Source organism: Paenibacillus sp. 37, assembly GCF_008386395.1.
Lineage (GTDB): Bacteria > Bacillota > Bacilli > Paenibacillales > Paenibacillaceae > Paenibacillus > Paenibacillus amylolyticus_B.
This window is the reverse complement of record NZ_CP043761.1, coordinates 3,524,610-3,539,778: the sequence shown is the minus strand read 5'-3', so window position 1 is coordinate 3,539,778 and position 15,169 is coordinate 3,524,610. Positions and strand designations below refer to the sequence as shown.

At 44.9% G+C, this 15,169-nt stretch carries 13 protein-coding genes; 3 read left to right on the top strand and 10 right to left on the bottom strand.

Annotation, left to right across the window (positions count from 1 at the left end; all coding sequences use genetic code 11):
• The first annotated feature begins 64 nt into the window (after positions 1-64).
• Positions 65-340: a hypothetical protein gene (locus F0220_RS15225; RefSeq protein WP_105598756.1), complete on the top strand. Its 276-nt coding sequence runs from the start codon at positions 65-67 to the stop codon at positions 338-340.
• Positions 341-484: 144 nt separating this feature from the next.
• Here the strand turns inward: F0220_RS15225 and cydC are convergent, their stop codons facing one another.
• The 5 genes from cydC to F0220_RS15200 all read right to left on the bottom strand — a co-directional run bounded on the left by cydC (position 485) and on the right by F0220_RS15200 (position 8,218).
• Entirely contained in the window at positions 485-2,212 is a 1,728-nt protein-coding gene (gene cydC / locus F0220_RS15220) for a thiol reductant ABC exporter subunit CydC (protein WP_105598755.1), read from the bottom strand.
• A complete protein-coding gene (cydD, locus tag F0220_RS15215; protein ID WP_105598754.1) occupies positions 2,209-4,032 on the bottom strand; it encodes a thiol reductant ABC exporter subunit CydD in 1,824 nt (607 codons plus the stop codon). The genes cydC and cydD overlap by 4 nt, the downstream gene beginning before the upstream one ends.
• Before the next feature lie 14 nt (positions 4,033-4,046).
• A complete protein-coding gene (locus tag F0220_RS15210) occupies positions 4,047-5,060 on the bottom strand; it encodes a cytochrome d ubiquinol oxidase subunit II (protein ID WP_179198615.1) in 1,014 nt (337 codons plus the stop codon).
• A complete protein-coding gene (locus F0220_RS15205; protein WP_105598753.1) occupies positions 5,060-6,424 on the bottom strand; it encodes a cytochrome ubiquinol oxidase subunit I in 1,365 nt (454 codons plus the stop codon). Before F0220_RS15205 ends, F0220_RS15210 begins: the two co-directional genes overlap by 1 nt.
• Before the next feature lie 399 nt (positions 6,425-6,823).
• A complete protein-coding gene (locus F0220_RS15200) occupies positions 6,824-8,218 on the bottom strand; it encodes an MFS transporter (protein ID WP_105598752.1) in 1,395 nt (464 codons plus the stop codon).
• Between the two features lie 109 nt (positions 8,219-8,327).
• Here F0220_RS15200 and F0220_RS15195 point away from each other — a divergent pair, with 109 nt between their 5' ends.
• Both F0220_RS15195 and F0220_RS15190 read left to right on the top strand, forming a co-directional pair.
• Positions 8,328-9,203 carry a LysR family transcriptional regulator gene (locus F0220_RS15195; RefSeq protein ID WP_105599140.1) on the top strand — a complete coding sequence of 292 codons (876 nt, stop codon included), beginning with the start codon at positions 8,328-8,330 and terminating at the stop codon, positions 9,201-9,203.
• A 30-nt stretch (positions 9,204-9,233) separates the two neighbouring features.
• The gene (locus tag F0220_RS15190) at positions 9,234-9,800 is read left to right on the top strand and encodes a GNAT family N-acetyltransferase (protein ID WP_105598751.1); all 567 of its coding nucleotides are present in this window, start codon (positions 9,234-9,236) and stop codon (positions 9,798-9,800) included.
• A gap of 87 nt (positions 9,801-9,887) precedes the next feature.
• Here F0220_RS15190 and F0220_RS15185 read toward each other — a convergent pair whose 3' ends face one another.
• From F0220_RS15185 to F0220_RS15165, 5 genes are all read right to left on the bottom strand, one after another.
• The gene (locus F0220_RS15185) at positions 9,888-10,859 is read right to left on the bottom strand and encodes a hypothetical protein (RefSeq protein WP_105598750.1); all 972 of its coding nucleotides are present in this window, start codon (positions 10,857-10,859) and stop codon (positions 9,888-9,890) included.
• Positions 10,859-11,350 carry an RNA polymerase sigma factor gene (locus tag F0220_RS15180; protein WP_105598749.1) on the bottom strand — a complete coding sequence of 164 codons (492 nt, stop codon included), beginning with the start codon at positions 11,348-11,350 and terminating at the stop codon, positions 10,859-10,861. The genes F0220_RS15185 and F0220_RS15180 overlap by 1 nt, the downstream gene beginning before the upstream one ends.
• A gap of 185 nt (positions 11,351-11,535) precedes the next feature.
• Positions 11,536-13,116, bottom strand: a complete 1,581-nt coding sequence (locus F0220_RS15175) for a histidine-type phosphatase (protein ID WP_105598748.1) — start codon at positions 13,114-13,116, stop codon at positions 11,536-11,538.
• A 241-nt stretch (positions 13,117-13,357) separates the two neighbouring features.
• On the bottom strand, positions 13,358-13,777 hold the full coding sequence (locus F0220_RS15170) for a DUF3237 domain-containing protein (protein WP_105598747.1): 420 nt from the start codon (positions 13,775-13,777) through the stop codon (positions 13,358-13,360).
• Positions 13,778-13,797: 20 nt separating this feature from the next.
• Positions 13,798-15,123, bottom strand: coding sequence for a glycoside hydrolase family 2 TIM barrel-domain containing protein (locus F0220_RS15165; protein WP_181155416.1), 1,326 nt, complete (start codon positions 15,121-15,123; stop codon positions 13,798-13,800).
• Positions 15,124-15,169 lie beyond the last annotated feature (46 nt).

Here is a 15,169-nt window from a genome sequence, read left to right as displayed (position 1 = left end):
TGTTATAATCAGATTATCGTATTTGGTGTAACAAAAACATACCCGCCTGGAAAGGATACATATCATGAATTTATACAAGTTTGAATTAACGGTGAACGGATATCTATTACGCGTTCATTTCAGTGCATCTGAAGAAAGTGGATTGAAATGGTGCAAACGAGTTGCTTCTGAATTCCAGAATAACGTTGCCAATCTGGAGATCAAGGTTGATGTACATAAAAAGCAGAAACAAAAGCATGCACGTGAATATCACGGAAAGCCATATCTGTATGATAGGACACTGAGGAAAAAGCCGCTTGCGAAGAAAAATAAAACGGCTGAATCATCTGCTGTGATGTAAAGGTAAATTAACATCGCTGCTTAACGAGTCTTCTCAATAGATAGACAAAAAGACTAAAGAACGACTAATTGATGATAACATCAGTAACGTTCTGTAGTCTTTTATGAAAGTACTATCGACACCTTGAGTAGACTGAAATTCCTTTCACGTCCCGACGTCTCCGATCATTTGTCGTTCAATTTGTTTCATTTCATAAAAATAACCTTTTTGCTCCATCAGCTCGGAGAAAGAACCCGATTCCACAATCTTGCCTTGCTCCATGACCACAATCCGATCCATCTCTTCCAATCCCGTAAGCCGATGGCAGATCAGGAGAAGTGTATCTTCAGCAGCTTGTGCAAGAAGATGCTGGAGCACATGTTTCTCTGTGACGTAATCCAGTGAGGACGTTGGTTCGTCCAAAAGCCATAACCGTCCTTTGCGCAGCATGGCTCGTGCCAAAGCCAGCCTCTGCTTCTCGCCATCCGACAGGTTCTCTCCCTTTTCATATACCATGTCGGTCAATGATTTATTGGGCAGTTGCACTTTATCCAGCATAACCGACAGTTGTTCATCCGAATGTTCTTCTCCATTCAGCAACAGGTTGTCCCGGATGGTTCCCCGGAAGAAATGACTTTGCTGCAACACAACATTTGCCCTTTGCCATATGCTCTCTTCATTCAGTTCCTGCACCGGAACATCGTTTAATCGTATATCGCCAGATGTTGGTGCACGCAGCTTGAGTAACAAATCGATAATCGTTGACTTACCTGACCCGCTCGGCCCGACAATCGCTGTTTTGGAGCCTGCTGCAAGTTGCAGGGAGAGTTCCTTCAGCGCCGGTCTCCATTCCCCTTCGTATTGAAAGCTAACACCGGATAGTTCAATCGAAACCGCCTGATCGGCTGACACTTCACCGCTTGGCTGTACAGGTTGCACATCGGAGGTTGGCACCGTTTCCGCCAATCGCTGAGCGGCGTGTTCACTGTCCTGCTTGTATAGAGGTAATATAGCCATTGCCGCAGCTTCTTCGAACACGGTCTGCGTGGCCAGGATCAGCATGGCGAGAAACACACCGGCAAACGCTCCATTCACAATTAAGAAGGCGCTGAGTGCTAGCACTCCCCATGTAACGAGATATGTCACAAAAACGTGCATGGATTGCCCGCGCAACAGGTGCGAAGCGGCTTGTTTCTGTTCCGTTGCCAATGCAGCGGAAGCCTGCTGAAGCTGTTGCTCACGCTGTTCCAATTGACCGTATACTTTCAAATCCCGGAAACCATACAACACTTCGGTTACTTCCGTGGACAGCAAGGCCCGTTGCTGGCGGACACGGCCGTGTATTTTTCGCTGACCTATCAAGACAACACCTGGTACGACAAAAGCCGTTATCAGCATACCTAGGACTAACAAACACGCAATCCAGATCGAAAAGGCCGAAGTGAACAGCATGGTAGCCAAAAACACCATAACGACCATGATGGGTGGATACGCGACCCGCAAAAAGTAATTTTGCAAGCTTTCCACATCACCCACGATCCTAGCAAGCAGATCCCCGCTTCGGTTTTTATTCAATATACCTGGCGTTACCGGGATCAGTTTGGCAAAAAAGGACGTCCTCAAGCGGCTCAGCATGGAGAATGTCGCCCTGTGGGAATACAAACGTTCTCCGTAGCGGCTTGCCGCTCGAAGGAAACCGAGCAGTTTGACCATGGAAGTGAGTACAATTAAGGTGTACAGCGGTGGCGCAAATACCGTTTGCGATATCATATACCCACTCGCGGAAAAGAGAGCTACCCCTGCTATGCCGGCGATAAATCCGCCCAATATCGAAAGCAAGATATCCTTGCGCTCCTGAATCATCGCTTTTGACAGAATCGTCAGCTCATTCATGCTAACCCTCCTTTCCGTTGTACATCCACCATCTCCGCATATTGAGGCAGGCGCGCCAGAAGTGCTTCATGATGTCCTGAATCCACCAATACCCCATTGTCCATAAACAAAATGTTGTCCGCATGTTGAATCGTATATAAACGGTGTGCCACCGTAATCATCGTTGCCGTTTTGGCTAATGCCGCAATGGATTGTTGCAGTACCCGCTCGGTGTGCAAATCCAGTCCTACGGTGGGTTCATCGAACAAAATAACAGCTGGTCGCTTCAGAAAAGCACGTGCCAAAGCAAGTCTTTGCTTTTCCCCGCCAGACAGCCCCCGGCCACCTTCACCAACAAACGTGTCCAATCCCTGCTCCAATTGTGCAACAACGCCAGCAAGTCCTGCTTCCTCTGCCGCTCGTTCAATTTCGGCTCTGGAGACGTTACGACCCGCCCCAATCGCGATGTTTTCGGCAAATGTACCTGCAAAAATATACGGGTGCTGTGTAATATAACTAACTCGTTTGAACCATGCAGCCTCATCATGGTGTGAAAGCTCACTTCCGTTAACCAGAATCGCTCCCGAATCTGGTTTCAGTAAACCGGCCATGAGATGAAGCAGCGTGGTTTTACCTGAGCCACTTTTGCCTACAATAGCAATCTGTTCTCCCGGTCCAATCAAGATCTGTCCTGTCTCAAGTCCAAAGGAATTCGGTGCGTACTGGAATCGGACATCGTTCAGTTCAATGGTTGGTGGCATTGGAATCAATTCGGCACGAGCTGTACGGATCTCTTCCGTCCTTGCAATTGTATCGACATCGGTTAATTCGCTTTGATCCGATCCTTCTTCAGGCTTCGTTTTTGTGCTCTTGATACTTGTTTCCTCAAGCATCTGTTCCACCTTGCGAATCGCCCCCATACTGGTTCGCCCGCTGTGAAAAGCCGTTCCCGTGTTCTTCAACAGACTGTAAAACTCAGGGACGAGTAACAACACGAGAAAGGCCGTGTGGAAGCTCATCGATTTGAAAACCAGTAACTGAATAGCCAGTTCAAGCGCAACAATACCAATGCTTAACATCACGATCGATTCCAGCATAAACGTATTTGTAAATGCAATCTTCAAAATGCCCATGGTGGCATCACGATACCCCAGACTGCTGCGTTCAATTTCCTGCTGCTGACGTTTAGCCCGCCCGAATATTTTCAACGTAACCAGCCCTTGAAGAGAATCCAGAAACGTACCGGAAAACTCAGCCAGTTGCGCGTACTTCTCCTCGGATTTGTTCTTTGTCTTGAGCCCGACCAAGATCATGAACAGCGGGATAAACGGTGCCGTAAATAGCATAATCCAGCCTGTATTGGCGTGCTGCGTAAACGTAACGACGAGAATCAGAATCGGGATCATCGCAGCTTCCATCATACGCGGCATGTACTGACTGAAATAACTGTCGGCCTCATCCACAGCATCCAAAGCAACACTGACCTTTCCTCCCGTCTGTCCACTCAGGGTTGAAGGCATGGAAACGCGGGTCAGGTTCTGCAACACAGATGCTCGCATATTTGTCTTGGCGCGTGCTGCCATATGCAAGCCCACTTTCCCATTACCATACGACAACAGTGAGCGTACAGCCATAACAACCAGTAATAGGACAAGCAACAGCATCACTGATGAGTAGGAAACTTTCTCTACAAAGATTCGCTGGACTGCTTCAGCCACCAAGGTGGCCTGGCTTATAATAGCTACACCAAGGGCCAGCGAAATGATCGCAAGGAGAAGTCTGTTTTTTCGTTGTAAAGACATTTGCTGCGAGATCAGATTGGATTTGCCTCTCCTTTTCATTGAACGCTCCTCCTTTATTTTTTCCCTTTGACATAATCTGCATCAAACAGGAACAGTTTGAAGACCAGAATAAGAGAAGGAATTAACAGGCACAGCCCACCGATAAACACAACCACTAGCGCAAAACCCATTGCTGGCGGTGTGGCACTGCTCTGAATCGTGATGAATGGATCAAGAATATAAGGATACTGCCCAATGCCGTAAGCGAAAAAGGCTGTGAAAAATTGCAGCATGATACATATAAAAGCTAATCCGTAACGACGACCGTTATATAACAGCCACATGGCAATCATGAAAAACGCAACGGAAAGCGCCAGCAGCCACCATAAATCCATCATGTTTTGAAAATGACGCTCATTGTGTTGACCCAAATATATAAATGCAGTCAGCGCGAGAATAATGGTCGGTGTACTCCAGAACAAAGCATAATTGCGCATCAGCTTCAATGCCGAATGATCCTCTGCCCGAGATGCATAAAATGTCAGAAATGACCCACTAATGAACAATACCGACACGATGGCTAGACCAACGATGCTCCATGATAATGGATTCGTAAATAGTGCCCAGTAATCCAGGGAAACGGTATCTCCCTGTTTCAAAATAAAGCCACCCTCAGACAGGGTCAGTGCCACTGACAATGACGCTGGAATAAGCAACCCGGTAGCTCCGTATAAAAACAGATATACGATGTTATTTTTGGAACCATAATTCTCAAAGGCGTAGAATGACCCACGAATGGCAAGCAAAATGACGGCTATACTTCCCGGAACAAGCAGCGCGGAGCCATAATAGTAAGCAGTATCCGGAAAGAATCCAACGATGCCAATATAGAAAAAGACAAAAAATACATTGGTGATCTCCCAGACCGGTGATAGATAACGGGAGATCAGACGATTAATCAGGTGATCCTGCTTTGTCAGGCGTGCATAAAAGGCGAAGAAACCTGCTCCAAAATCAATGGAAGCTACAATAAGATAGCCGTACAAGAACAGCCAGAGTACGGATATACCAATCAATTCATAACTCATCAGGCCTGATCCCCTTTCTTGGCTGATTGATCATGCTTCTCTTTCAACCATTTCTCCATCTCAAGCTCAGCGGGATTATTATTGAACAGACGTCTCAATACGAGAACACAGATGACGCCGAGCACGATGTATAGAAGCAAGAAGACGAAAAACAAAATTCTTACACTCGGTGAAGAAGTAGCGGCCTCTTCCACTCGCATATAACCTCGAATGATCCATGGCTGCCGACCGATCTCTGCATAGAACCAACCCATCTCAACGGCCAGAAAAGCGAGCGGTGCACTGAGCGCAACCATACGAAGCATCCACTTGTTAAACTGATTTCGTTTCTTCCAGAATACAAACAGGAAGTACAGACTTGATATAGCAAGCAAAGCGAATCCAATTCCAGCCATTAGATCAAACAAATAATGCACAAGTAAGGGCGGGTGTTCATCTGGTGGAAATTCATTCAGCCCGGTTACCTCGGCGTTAAAGTCTCCAAAGGCAAGAAAGCTAAGCACTTTCGGCAAATGAAGTGCGCCTATGATTTCATGTTCAGCATTCAGCCATCCTAATAAAATAAGATCTGCGCCGCTTTCCGTCTCGAAATGCCACTCGGCAGCTGCGAGCTTCTCCGGCTGATGTTCAGCCAAAAACTTGGCAGATACATCCCCAGCTAAGGAATTTAATAAACTGAATACCAGCACAACGGCCATCATGAGGTTCAGGCCTTTTTTGTGGTAGGCCGATACCCCTTTTCTCAGCATTGCAAAGGCTGCAATTCCTGCTAACAGAGCAGCTCCTGTCAGATAAGCCGAGCTTAATACATGAAATACTTTGGAGAACGTCGCCGTATTCAGCATCGCTTGTACAGGATTCACTGCCAAGAATTGACCTGCTTCCATGACAAAACCTTCAGGCTGGTTCATGAATCCGTTCACTGTTGTAATAAAAACAGCAGACATGCCTGCCCCGGCGACAATCGGAATGGTCAGCAACCAGTGGATATACGGATTTTTGAACCGATCCCACGTGTACAGATAAATGCCCAGGAAGATGGCTTCAAAAAAGAATGCGAATACTTCCATAAATAGTGGCAGTGCAATGACATTCCCGGCAAGCTTCATAAAATTCGGCCATACCAGGGCCAACTGCAGTGATATCGCTGTACCTGTCACAACACCAACAGCCACAGATATGACAAACCCTCGTGACCACCTCTTTGCCATAAGTATGTAATGGTGATCCTTCTTCCGAATGCCGATGAACTCTGCAATAGCAATCATCAAAGGTACACCGACACCAAGCGTTGCAAAAATCACGTGGAACCCGAGCGTCAAACCAGTCACCAGCCTGCTCCATAATACCGTATCAATAGCCATTCTTTGTGTTGCCTCCTTTCAAACTCTGTTCAATTTAGAAACATTCAATATCAGCTTTGGCTAAACTCAATGCAAAGTTGCGAAAAATTTCACAAAGTTGGGTATGACGATATCTTGCCACACCTATAGTGCGTTTACTCCTGTAGGCCCCCGATACTAGCAAGCATTGGATGCCTATTAAAATCTGATATGGATGCACTTAAAGTACTAACCAAGCCTATTAATCAAAATTATTATATCTTTATTTTTACCTAATTCAATCAAAGACACGTCTTCTACCCTAAACGTTCAAGAAAGGATCAACTCTTTCTGACAACTTGGTGAAAAACAAAAAATACACCCAATGGAGCTATTGATTCATTAGGTGTAAACGTGCTATTGCACGGCAGATTCTCTATTTTACTTGCTTACTTGCTCCGGACTCACCGCACCTGCCTCGCGACGTACGCTCATGATGATCAGTGATGCAGCTAATACCGTAAGGATGATTCCAAGCATCTGAAATCCTGTCACATTAAATGTATCTCCCATGACAATCCCAATTAATAACGACGATAAGATGGTCCCCAGGTAGCGTGATGTATTAAAAATACCTGATGCGACTCCGATCATTTCTTTGGGTGTGCTTTTGAACAGAGCAGCTTGCATGCCGACCGCGTTTAAGCCGTTACTTATGCCAAATAAAGCTAAGGCAACAATGATTATGAAGATTGGAGAAGTTTCATTCATAACAACGATTAATATAGATCCAAATGTCATTAAAGAAGCGGATACGATCAGAGCTGGCCGTGATCCCGATCTGTCAATCCAGCGCCCTGCGATCGGAGCAATAATGACTGAACATAACCCCAAAGCCAGCATGCTCATTCCTGTATGAACTTCGTTGAGATGACGTACCTGCTTCAAATACGTAGGAACTCCAAAAAAAAGAGCGTAAAACAGGATGTTCACCAGCATGTATTGCACATTCACCCAAGTCATCTCGGGATAGGAGGCAAACGTTCGCAGAGGGATAAAAGGCGTGGCTGCATTTAATTCATGTCGGATAAACATGACGAGTGCGATTAACCCGATCCCCCCTGTCAGCAGATGCCATGTTGAAATATTTCCTGTGGAATTTACTGATAGTAAACCGATGAGCAGAGTTACCAAAGCTACCGTAAACATCAGGATACCTGGTGCGTCAATTAACGCGAGCCATTGCCGAATGGACATGTGACCAGAGATAGACGGAGATTGCTCGTCCTTGGGGATTGTTTTCCAGGCGAACCAAAAACTCGCCAAGACAAACGGAATATTAACGAAGAATATACTGTGCCAGTCCCACCAATGAATCAATACTCCACCAATAAAAGGTCCAATTGCAGCCGCTCCAGAAAGGAATATAGCCAAGGTGGACAAGGCGGAGGCTTGTTTTTCAGTCACGTTCATTCTGACAATCGCCATTCCAACGGCCACCATCATGCTTGTGCCAATCGATTGAACAATCCGGAATACGATGAGCCACGAAAAACTGGGAGACCACGGAGCTAGCATGGATGATACAAAAACAATAACAAGACCCATGAGGAAGATCTTCCTGCGGCCAAACAAATCACTACACTTGCCCATGACGGGTTGAGCGACAGCACTGGCAATATAAAATGATAAAATAATCCACGAAACGGCTGTAAAATTAAGTTGATACACTTGTTGTAATCTTGAAATAGCCACAGAAATCATGGAGGAATTCAACGGATTCAACATAATTCCGAGTCCAACAGCTAACATCAATCCTTTATTTCGAACGTTCATAGGTGCATCACTCCTTCTTCTGTTGTTATCTTACTTGAACTTATTCATTTATTCCAACGCATTATATGTTATGATTTGATGAACTAGAAGGAATGAAGGAATGGTGCAAATGGAACTTCTTCAACTAAAATATTTCCTGACGGTGGCCCGATGCGAACATGTTACGGAAGCTGCGGGAAAGCTGCATGTCACGCAATCCTCCCTGAGCAAAACGATACAACGATTAGAGGAAGACCTGGGAGTCCCTTTATTTGATCGAATCGGGAGAAAGCTGCGACTAAACGACTTTGGAAGAACATTTCTTCAGCGAACTGAAAAAGCCTTATTTGAATTGGAACAAGGAAAGCGGGAAATCGCTGACCTCTCCAATCCGGATCAGGGTACACTGCAATTGGCGGTGACTACGGCAAGTACATTGCCAGGTATACTGCGAGAATTCCGGAAAACCAAGCCGGATATTCAGTTCCATGTACAAATGGTTTCGTTAGAAAACATGTCCAGACTTCTACATCGGGGCGAGGTGGACTTTTGTCTCTCCTCCCCTCCGATTCAAGGTGACGACATTGGATGTCAGATACTATATGAAGATCCGATCGTAGTCGCTGTTCCTATGGGGCATCGATATGCAGACCGAAGCAGCATTCAGTTAACTGAACTTAAGGACGAGTGGTTTGTTGGGGTGAAACAAGGGTATGGGGTTCGTGATATGGTAGATTCCGTATGTCAATCCGCTGGTTTCTTACCGAAATATGTATATGAAGGTGATGAGCCTGCAAGATTAACAGCCCTTGTTGAAGCGGAGATCGGTCTCGCGTTTATACCTAGCACAGCCAGAAACCCGCATGAGCGCATTAGATATCTTCAGGTAGAGGAACACCAACTCGTTCGTGAGATCGCTCTGCTTTCGCACAAAAACAGGTATATTTCCAAAGCCGCTTTAGAGTTTCGCAGCGTGGTTATGGACTATTTCAGTGCTATGCCATGAGCACAAATTCAATCCAGAGGAGTTGTCATTTTGATATTAAAAGCAGAAAAATTTGATCATATTTCAGAGACAGAACGGCTAGTCATCCGACCATTACAGAAAGACGACTATGAAAATTGGTTATATGAATTTGAAAACCGTCATCCCTCCCAATACCGCCATGATAAAGGGAAAATGGATATGAGTGAATGTACGCTGGATTGGTTTCATGATCTGGTAGATCGACACCAGGAGTTAGCGCGTACAGATGCGGTTTATGTATTTGGTGTGTTTAGAAAGCATGATGGTACACATTTGGGTATGATTGATATTGCAACCTTGGCGAGAGATGACTTTCAATGGGGAAGCTTCGGATATACGATCCATAATCAGTATTGGCGAAAAGGTTATGGCAAAGAAGCTGTGAATGAGGCTCTTCATATTGCATTTGAACATTTGAAATTCCACCGTATAGAAGCACATATCAATTTAGATAATACCCCTTCTGTAAAGTTAGCTGAAAGCGTTGGTATGGAATTTGAATGTGTACGTAAAGGTTTCATACACGAAAATGATGAGTGGACCGATCATTTGGTGTATTACAAAAATTTTAATTAAACGACTCCACCGATAATCAAAAGAGCGAACAAAGCACTTTCGTGCCCTGTTCGCTCTTCTTCATTCATTCGTATCGCAGTGGACACCTTACTCGCCCAGGCTGCTCCAAAACGCTTGAAAAGCACCTTTCTCAACTTCCAGGAATGCCGGAACATTACCGTAACGAACCAAACCTTCACCGAACAGAACCAGTGGAACCTGTGTTTTATCTTTCAAGGTGAGATAGATAATCTTGCGATCTTCTTTGCCGTAGAGATTCTCTTCCAATTCCGGACTCGTTGCGATTGGTTTGGCAGCAGATAACGCAGAGATGAAGCTTTCCAGTGATTCATCCGCTGCTAACGGCTGAAACTGCTGTTTTCCGTTGTTCCAGCTATCAAACGTCTCCCATTGTGCCGAGGCAACGTTACCTTCGAGATGCAGCTTACCGATCAGGTCGGCACCCGTACCAATGGTGATCCCGTTGTTCTTGTCGAATAGTTGAGCATACACCTGACCATCGATCTCAGTGTAAGACATGATGCGGAAGTCCTTATCGTAGCCATTCACCGCATAGATGTCTGCTTCGCCAATGTTGGAAGCAAACTCTGTGTATTTATCCTGACCGCTCAGCTCATTGATGCCGCCAGTTGTTGTACCCAGTTTGTCGCCGCGCAGGCTGAGCGCATTGGTGCTGTCCAACAATGTTGGGGACTGTGTATATACGTTCCCTCCATAAACAACCAGTTGCATCATATCTGCCATCGCGCCTTTACCTTGTGAATCCGACAACTCCATCTTCGGAATCACAATCGGATCGAACGACGCGCCTGGAGTCACCTCTGCCACCTGAGGAGTTGGTTCGGCTGGTCCATTGAATTGCTGCCATACACTCGGCGCAGCCAATCCAATGCTGGCAGCGATAACAACACTTGCTGCAATGTATAATGGTTTGCGTTGACGTTTTGGCCCCTGATGTTGCGTGTTCAAGGATTGCTCTACCCGTTTTTTCATTTGTTCGTTTGTTTTCATATGATCCACCGCTTTCTTGTAGTTTTGTTTGAATTGTTCTTCGTTCATTACAGTTCCTCTCCTTCCAGCTCCAGTTTTAACAGCTGTCTTCCTCGTTTTAATCTCATTTTCACTGCTGATTCACTAATCTCCAGGATCTCGCTGATTTCTCGGATTGCATAATCTTCGTAATAATACAGATGAACCACCGATCTATACTTGACGGGCAGTGACAACACAAGTTCAATCAGCGCGTGATCTTCAGGGTTGTCCGTTGTAAGAGGATCGACTCCCTCCAGTTTGACCTCCCGCTTGCGCCAGCCTCTGCCTAATAAGGATTTGCAATGATTGGTGATGACCCGAATCAACCATGCTTTCTGATGCTCTGCATCGTTGAATGTAGGGGCTTTTTCTATTAGTTTGATGAAGGTATCCTGAGTAGCTTCCTCCGCGTCTTCCCGTCTGCCGAGGTGCACCATGGCAATTCGGAACAGCGTATCCGCGTATGTCTCATAGACTTTCATCACATGATCGCCCAGCTGGGGCACTGATCGCTGCATGGTTGTTATGCCCTCCTTTATACCTCTAACACTCTTACGGACGGCATTTGGTCACATTTTGTTTTAGGATTTTTTTACTGGTCCATTTCATTCAAAATGCAAAAAAAGAAAGCAGCTCCATGAAAAGGAGTTGCTTTCTTCATCTTCGTCTTTATTTTCATATAAAATGCATATCGTTCAATCGATTAGAATTTCTTCTGTAATAGCTCAATATTGTCTTCCAAACTGCTGTCCAAGCTTACGCCTACCTTCTGCAGTTTGTTTTGGTAATATGTCTTCACATCTTCCCATTTATAGTACGGATAGGTCTTTGTTTCAATCGCGAAGGCGATCTCTTCTTCATTTCTAAGCATTTTCACGAGAACATCCTTACCATTGGAATACAGAATCCATTGGATATTTGCTCCCATCGGTGAGATAACCGAGCCATTCCAGTTTTGGGTCACGTCCTGCGGTCGGTCGATACTCACATTAGCTCCAGCGATATCCAGGAATGAAGATAGTGGAATGATGGTTTCTGCGTGAGCAAAACGAAATATACCAGCCGTGTCTTTCTGCTGAATGGACTGGTCGGTAGACACGATCAACTCTTTGACCAGAGGTGCAATGATATTCTGCGGCAGATCCGTTGACGTTAAAGATGGACCTTTTTCATAGAAATCATTGATATTGTCAATACTCTCGTACCATTTCAACTGATTATCCGTGAAATACCGCCCGAATTCGAAGTCACCTTCTCCTTTTATATTCGAAGAAATGATGTACAGTTCGTATAAATTAGAAGCAGCCTCGGTTGGGTTGCTGAGCTTCACTTTTCCTTTCTCATCCTTCAATTCAAACTCTCCAGAATTCAATCTCTGATAAAAGTCTTTAGAGAAAAATTGCAAAAGGACCTCTTTTGCATAACGCGTTCCAGTGCTCTGAGTGACATAATCCTCGTATAACTTAACCCATTCTCCATCTTCAACGTACTCATTATACTTTGTCGCTAGGTCGTAGGGCCGTAGATAGGGATCTTTCCCTTCTTCAAAGGCTGAAGCCAGAATGTCCACCTTGTTATCTCCCAAGCTTTCCTCTAATCCGTCAATAAACTGATCTCTGCTCTGCGGCGTTCGATCTTTGAAGGTTGCTTGTGCTATCACTTTTTTATCCGATGTAAAAAGTTCTTTGAAATTCTGCCCAACTCTGGCCCCTATTCCTTTCAGTTCTTCTCCACCCGTAGTGGATAACAATCCATAATGATCTTTTTCAACCTTCATCAGATTGCCAATTTCCTTCTTCAACTCTTTGCCCAGATTAGTGATCTGCCCGTCCTTTTCAGCGATGTCGAGCAGTTCAAATAACGTCTTGTCGTACTTGGAACTGGATAGATGCCTGGAACCATGTCTCCCTATGTAGTTGATAAATATGGGTTCATATCCAATAGGAGCTTTTGTATAACTTGTTTCCTTAAAAGGATATGGTGTTTTGGTACCCCGGTATCCCTGCTGATCGTTCATTTTTTGTCCAACAAACACCGATTGGGTGTTGTTATCCCAGTCTACCTCTTGCCCCAAGGCTTCACCAATCGCTCTTGCAGGTACATAAGTGACCCCATTGTAGAGAAATGATTCCCCTTCCACCCTTTGTCCGTTCACAACCACATTAGCTGATTGTTCGGACACTTCGATCATGCGTTTGGAGCCTGCGCCATATACGTCAAACACACTTACAGACGTTAAGATGGCGAGTGATGCTACTGAAATCCCGATTTTTTTGATCATCATAATGAATAGTTTTCTCCTTATTCCGCCTGATATTGGTTTATTTTCGCTCATCATACTATAGGTGAGAAGTGTCTGCGCCGTATCCATCCTATGTTAATTAATTGTAAAAGAATACATATAAATATTGACGTAAAATCTCATACGACAAAAAGAGCCGCTTATTTAGCGACTCTCAATCAGCATAACAGGCTATCTTGCTCCAAGAAACATGAATAAAATAGTTATCACATGTCTCGCATTATCATGGCGCCCTGTATATTTTTATATCTATCCCTGACTCCGTCGGATGACCTTCTCCAATCAACGTTTCACTGTTCAAAAAAGATAAAGCCTTGCTATCCGTAATCATTTTGGGAGAAGTGCGAAATAAAGCAGTTTTCAGCGTTTTATCAATATTTCCGTTATTTTCGATATAAATTTTGCAGGAATGACCTGTGTTGTCGGTCCCTTGGAGCATGTATCTTGCCGATAGCGTATGCGGGTCACCATTCTTCCCGATGATCTGGGTATCCACTCCTCCACCTAGCACAATTCCCTCAAAGTACTTTCCGGTTACGCTGCCTGTAAAAGTAATCATAACAACCGAATCATCTTCGCTATTCTGCAAATCAAATGATTCTTCGATGTTCACATGCACCGTAAACAATTCCTCTAATTTCACGTGTTCCCACCTCCAGTTATTTACGTGTATGACATCAGCGAATCGCTACTCACCGAAAATCCGGTGGGTCTGATGATATCTAAAACAAGTTTGTTCCATCGATTCTCAGGAATGTCGGTAAAGTAAAATACATGCTTCTCCCCAGGTGATAAATCCGGGATGTGTTCAGTAATACAATCACCGAGTTGATCAACCAGTTTAAGTATATACCCAGATATCCGATAACATGGAATGTCATTCCGGTTCTCCACGATAACTACGACTTGGGCCTTCTCCTTTTCCAACTCCACATTAAGGTTAATTGGTGAAGCTAATTGGCGTAAAGCTTCGTAAGAAGGCTTTGGCGTGCCATCTAAACTCATGGAACCATGAACCCGTTGGCGGAGCCTTCCCTCGCCTTCTTCCCCCATTTGCGTTCGATAATCGTTTAGGCTGAAGTAAATGAGCGCTGCAATGGCAGGATGCTTCCGGTATTCCCTTGTGTTTTCCACCAAGATTTGTGTACGACGTTCATCCCCGCCCTCAAAAGCAGGCTCACATAGTCCATATTCAGCTACCACGAGAGGTTTATTTGGTAAACCCCTAGTTATATTTTGGATAACCTCCGGCCTGTCCAACTCCCCGTGCCATGTCCCGATATAATCGTTCCACATGACCATGTCACCTACACCCGTGGCATCTTGGGCGGGATTCTCATGCACTGTGTTAGACACATAGTTAATGAATCTCGTATCATCCAGTCCGTGCACCAGAGATTGGAGTTCCTCAAAATACCGAACCGTAACAGTGGATTGTCCGTTCACCTCGTTGCCGATCCCCCATGCATAGATACAAGGATGATTATAGTGACGATGAACCATTTCTTGGGCATGCTTCATTGAAATATTCAACCACTCATTATTCGGATCTTGTGGTGTCTGCCAATGTGGAATCTCCTCTTGCACCAGTAAGCCGTTACGGTCACACCATTCAAGCAACTTGCTGTCCTGCTGCCAGTGAAAACGGGTAATTACACAATTCGCGTGTTTTATATGATGAAGCATCTCTTCCAACTGCGCTACCGATTCCGCCATGCCACTCATAGGGTTCGATCCTGGCATCCATTCTACCCCCATGAGACGAACCGGCTCACGGTTAAGTAACAATGTATTACCTTCTGTGCGAATCTCTCTAAATCCTACTGCTGTGCATACCTCATCTGTAAGGACACCATCCGAGTATAAAGCAATGGTTACATTGTATAGATGGGGATGATCAAAATGCCACAACTTAAGGTGCTCCACCTTGATGTCCCTAAAGCTTAGGACCTTTTTATCGCCGGACAGTTCCCATTCATTCGAAGTCAAAAAATCTTTTTCAGACGAAATCATCACTTTCAGTTTTATAGATTTA

Excerpts from the sequence above, each read along its gene's own strand:
- F0220_RS15200 (WP_105598752.1), bottom strand. The coding sequence starts at position 8,218 with ATGAACGTTCGAAATAAAGGATTGATGTTAGCTGTTGGACTCGGAATT.
- F0220_RS15185 (WP_105598750.1), bottom strand. The coding sequence starts at position 10,859 with ATGAACGAAGAACAATTCAAACAAAACTACAAGAAAGCGGTGGATCAT.
- F0220_RS15205 (WP_105598753.1), bottom strand. The coding sequence starts at position 6,424 with ATGGCTATTGATACGGTATTATGGAGCAGGCTGGTGACTGGTTTGACG.
- F0220_RS15210 (WP_179198615.1), bottom strand. The coding sequence starts at position 5,060 with ATGAGTTATGAATTGATTGGTATATCCGTACTCTGGCTGTTCTTGTAC.
- F0220_RS15195 (WP_105599140.1), top strand. The coding sequence starts at position 8,328 with ATGGAACTTCTTCAACTAAAATATTTCCTGACGGTGGCCCGATGCGAA.
- cydC (WP_105598755.1), bottom strand. The coding sequence starts at position 2,212 with ATGAATGAGCTGACGATTCTGTCAAAAGCGATGATTCAGGAGCGCAAG.
- F0220_RS15175 (WP_105598748.1), bottom strand. The coding sequence starts at position 13,116 with ATGATGATCAAAAAAATCGGGATTTCAGTAGCATCACTCGCCATCTTA.
- F0220_RS15225 (WP_105598756.1), top strand. The coding sequence starts at position 65 with ATGAATTTATACAAGTTTGAATTAACGGTGAACGGATATCTATTACGC.
- F0220_RS15180 (WP_105598749.1), bottom strand. The coding sequence starts at position 11,350 with ATGCAGCGATCAGTGCCCCAGCTGGGCGATCATGTGATGAAAGTCTAT.
- cydD (WP_105598754.1), bottom strand. The coding sequence starts at position 4,032 with ATGAAAAGGAGAGGCAAATCCAATCTGATCTCGCAGCAAATGTCTTTA.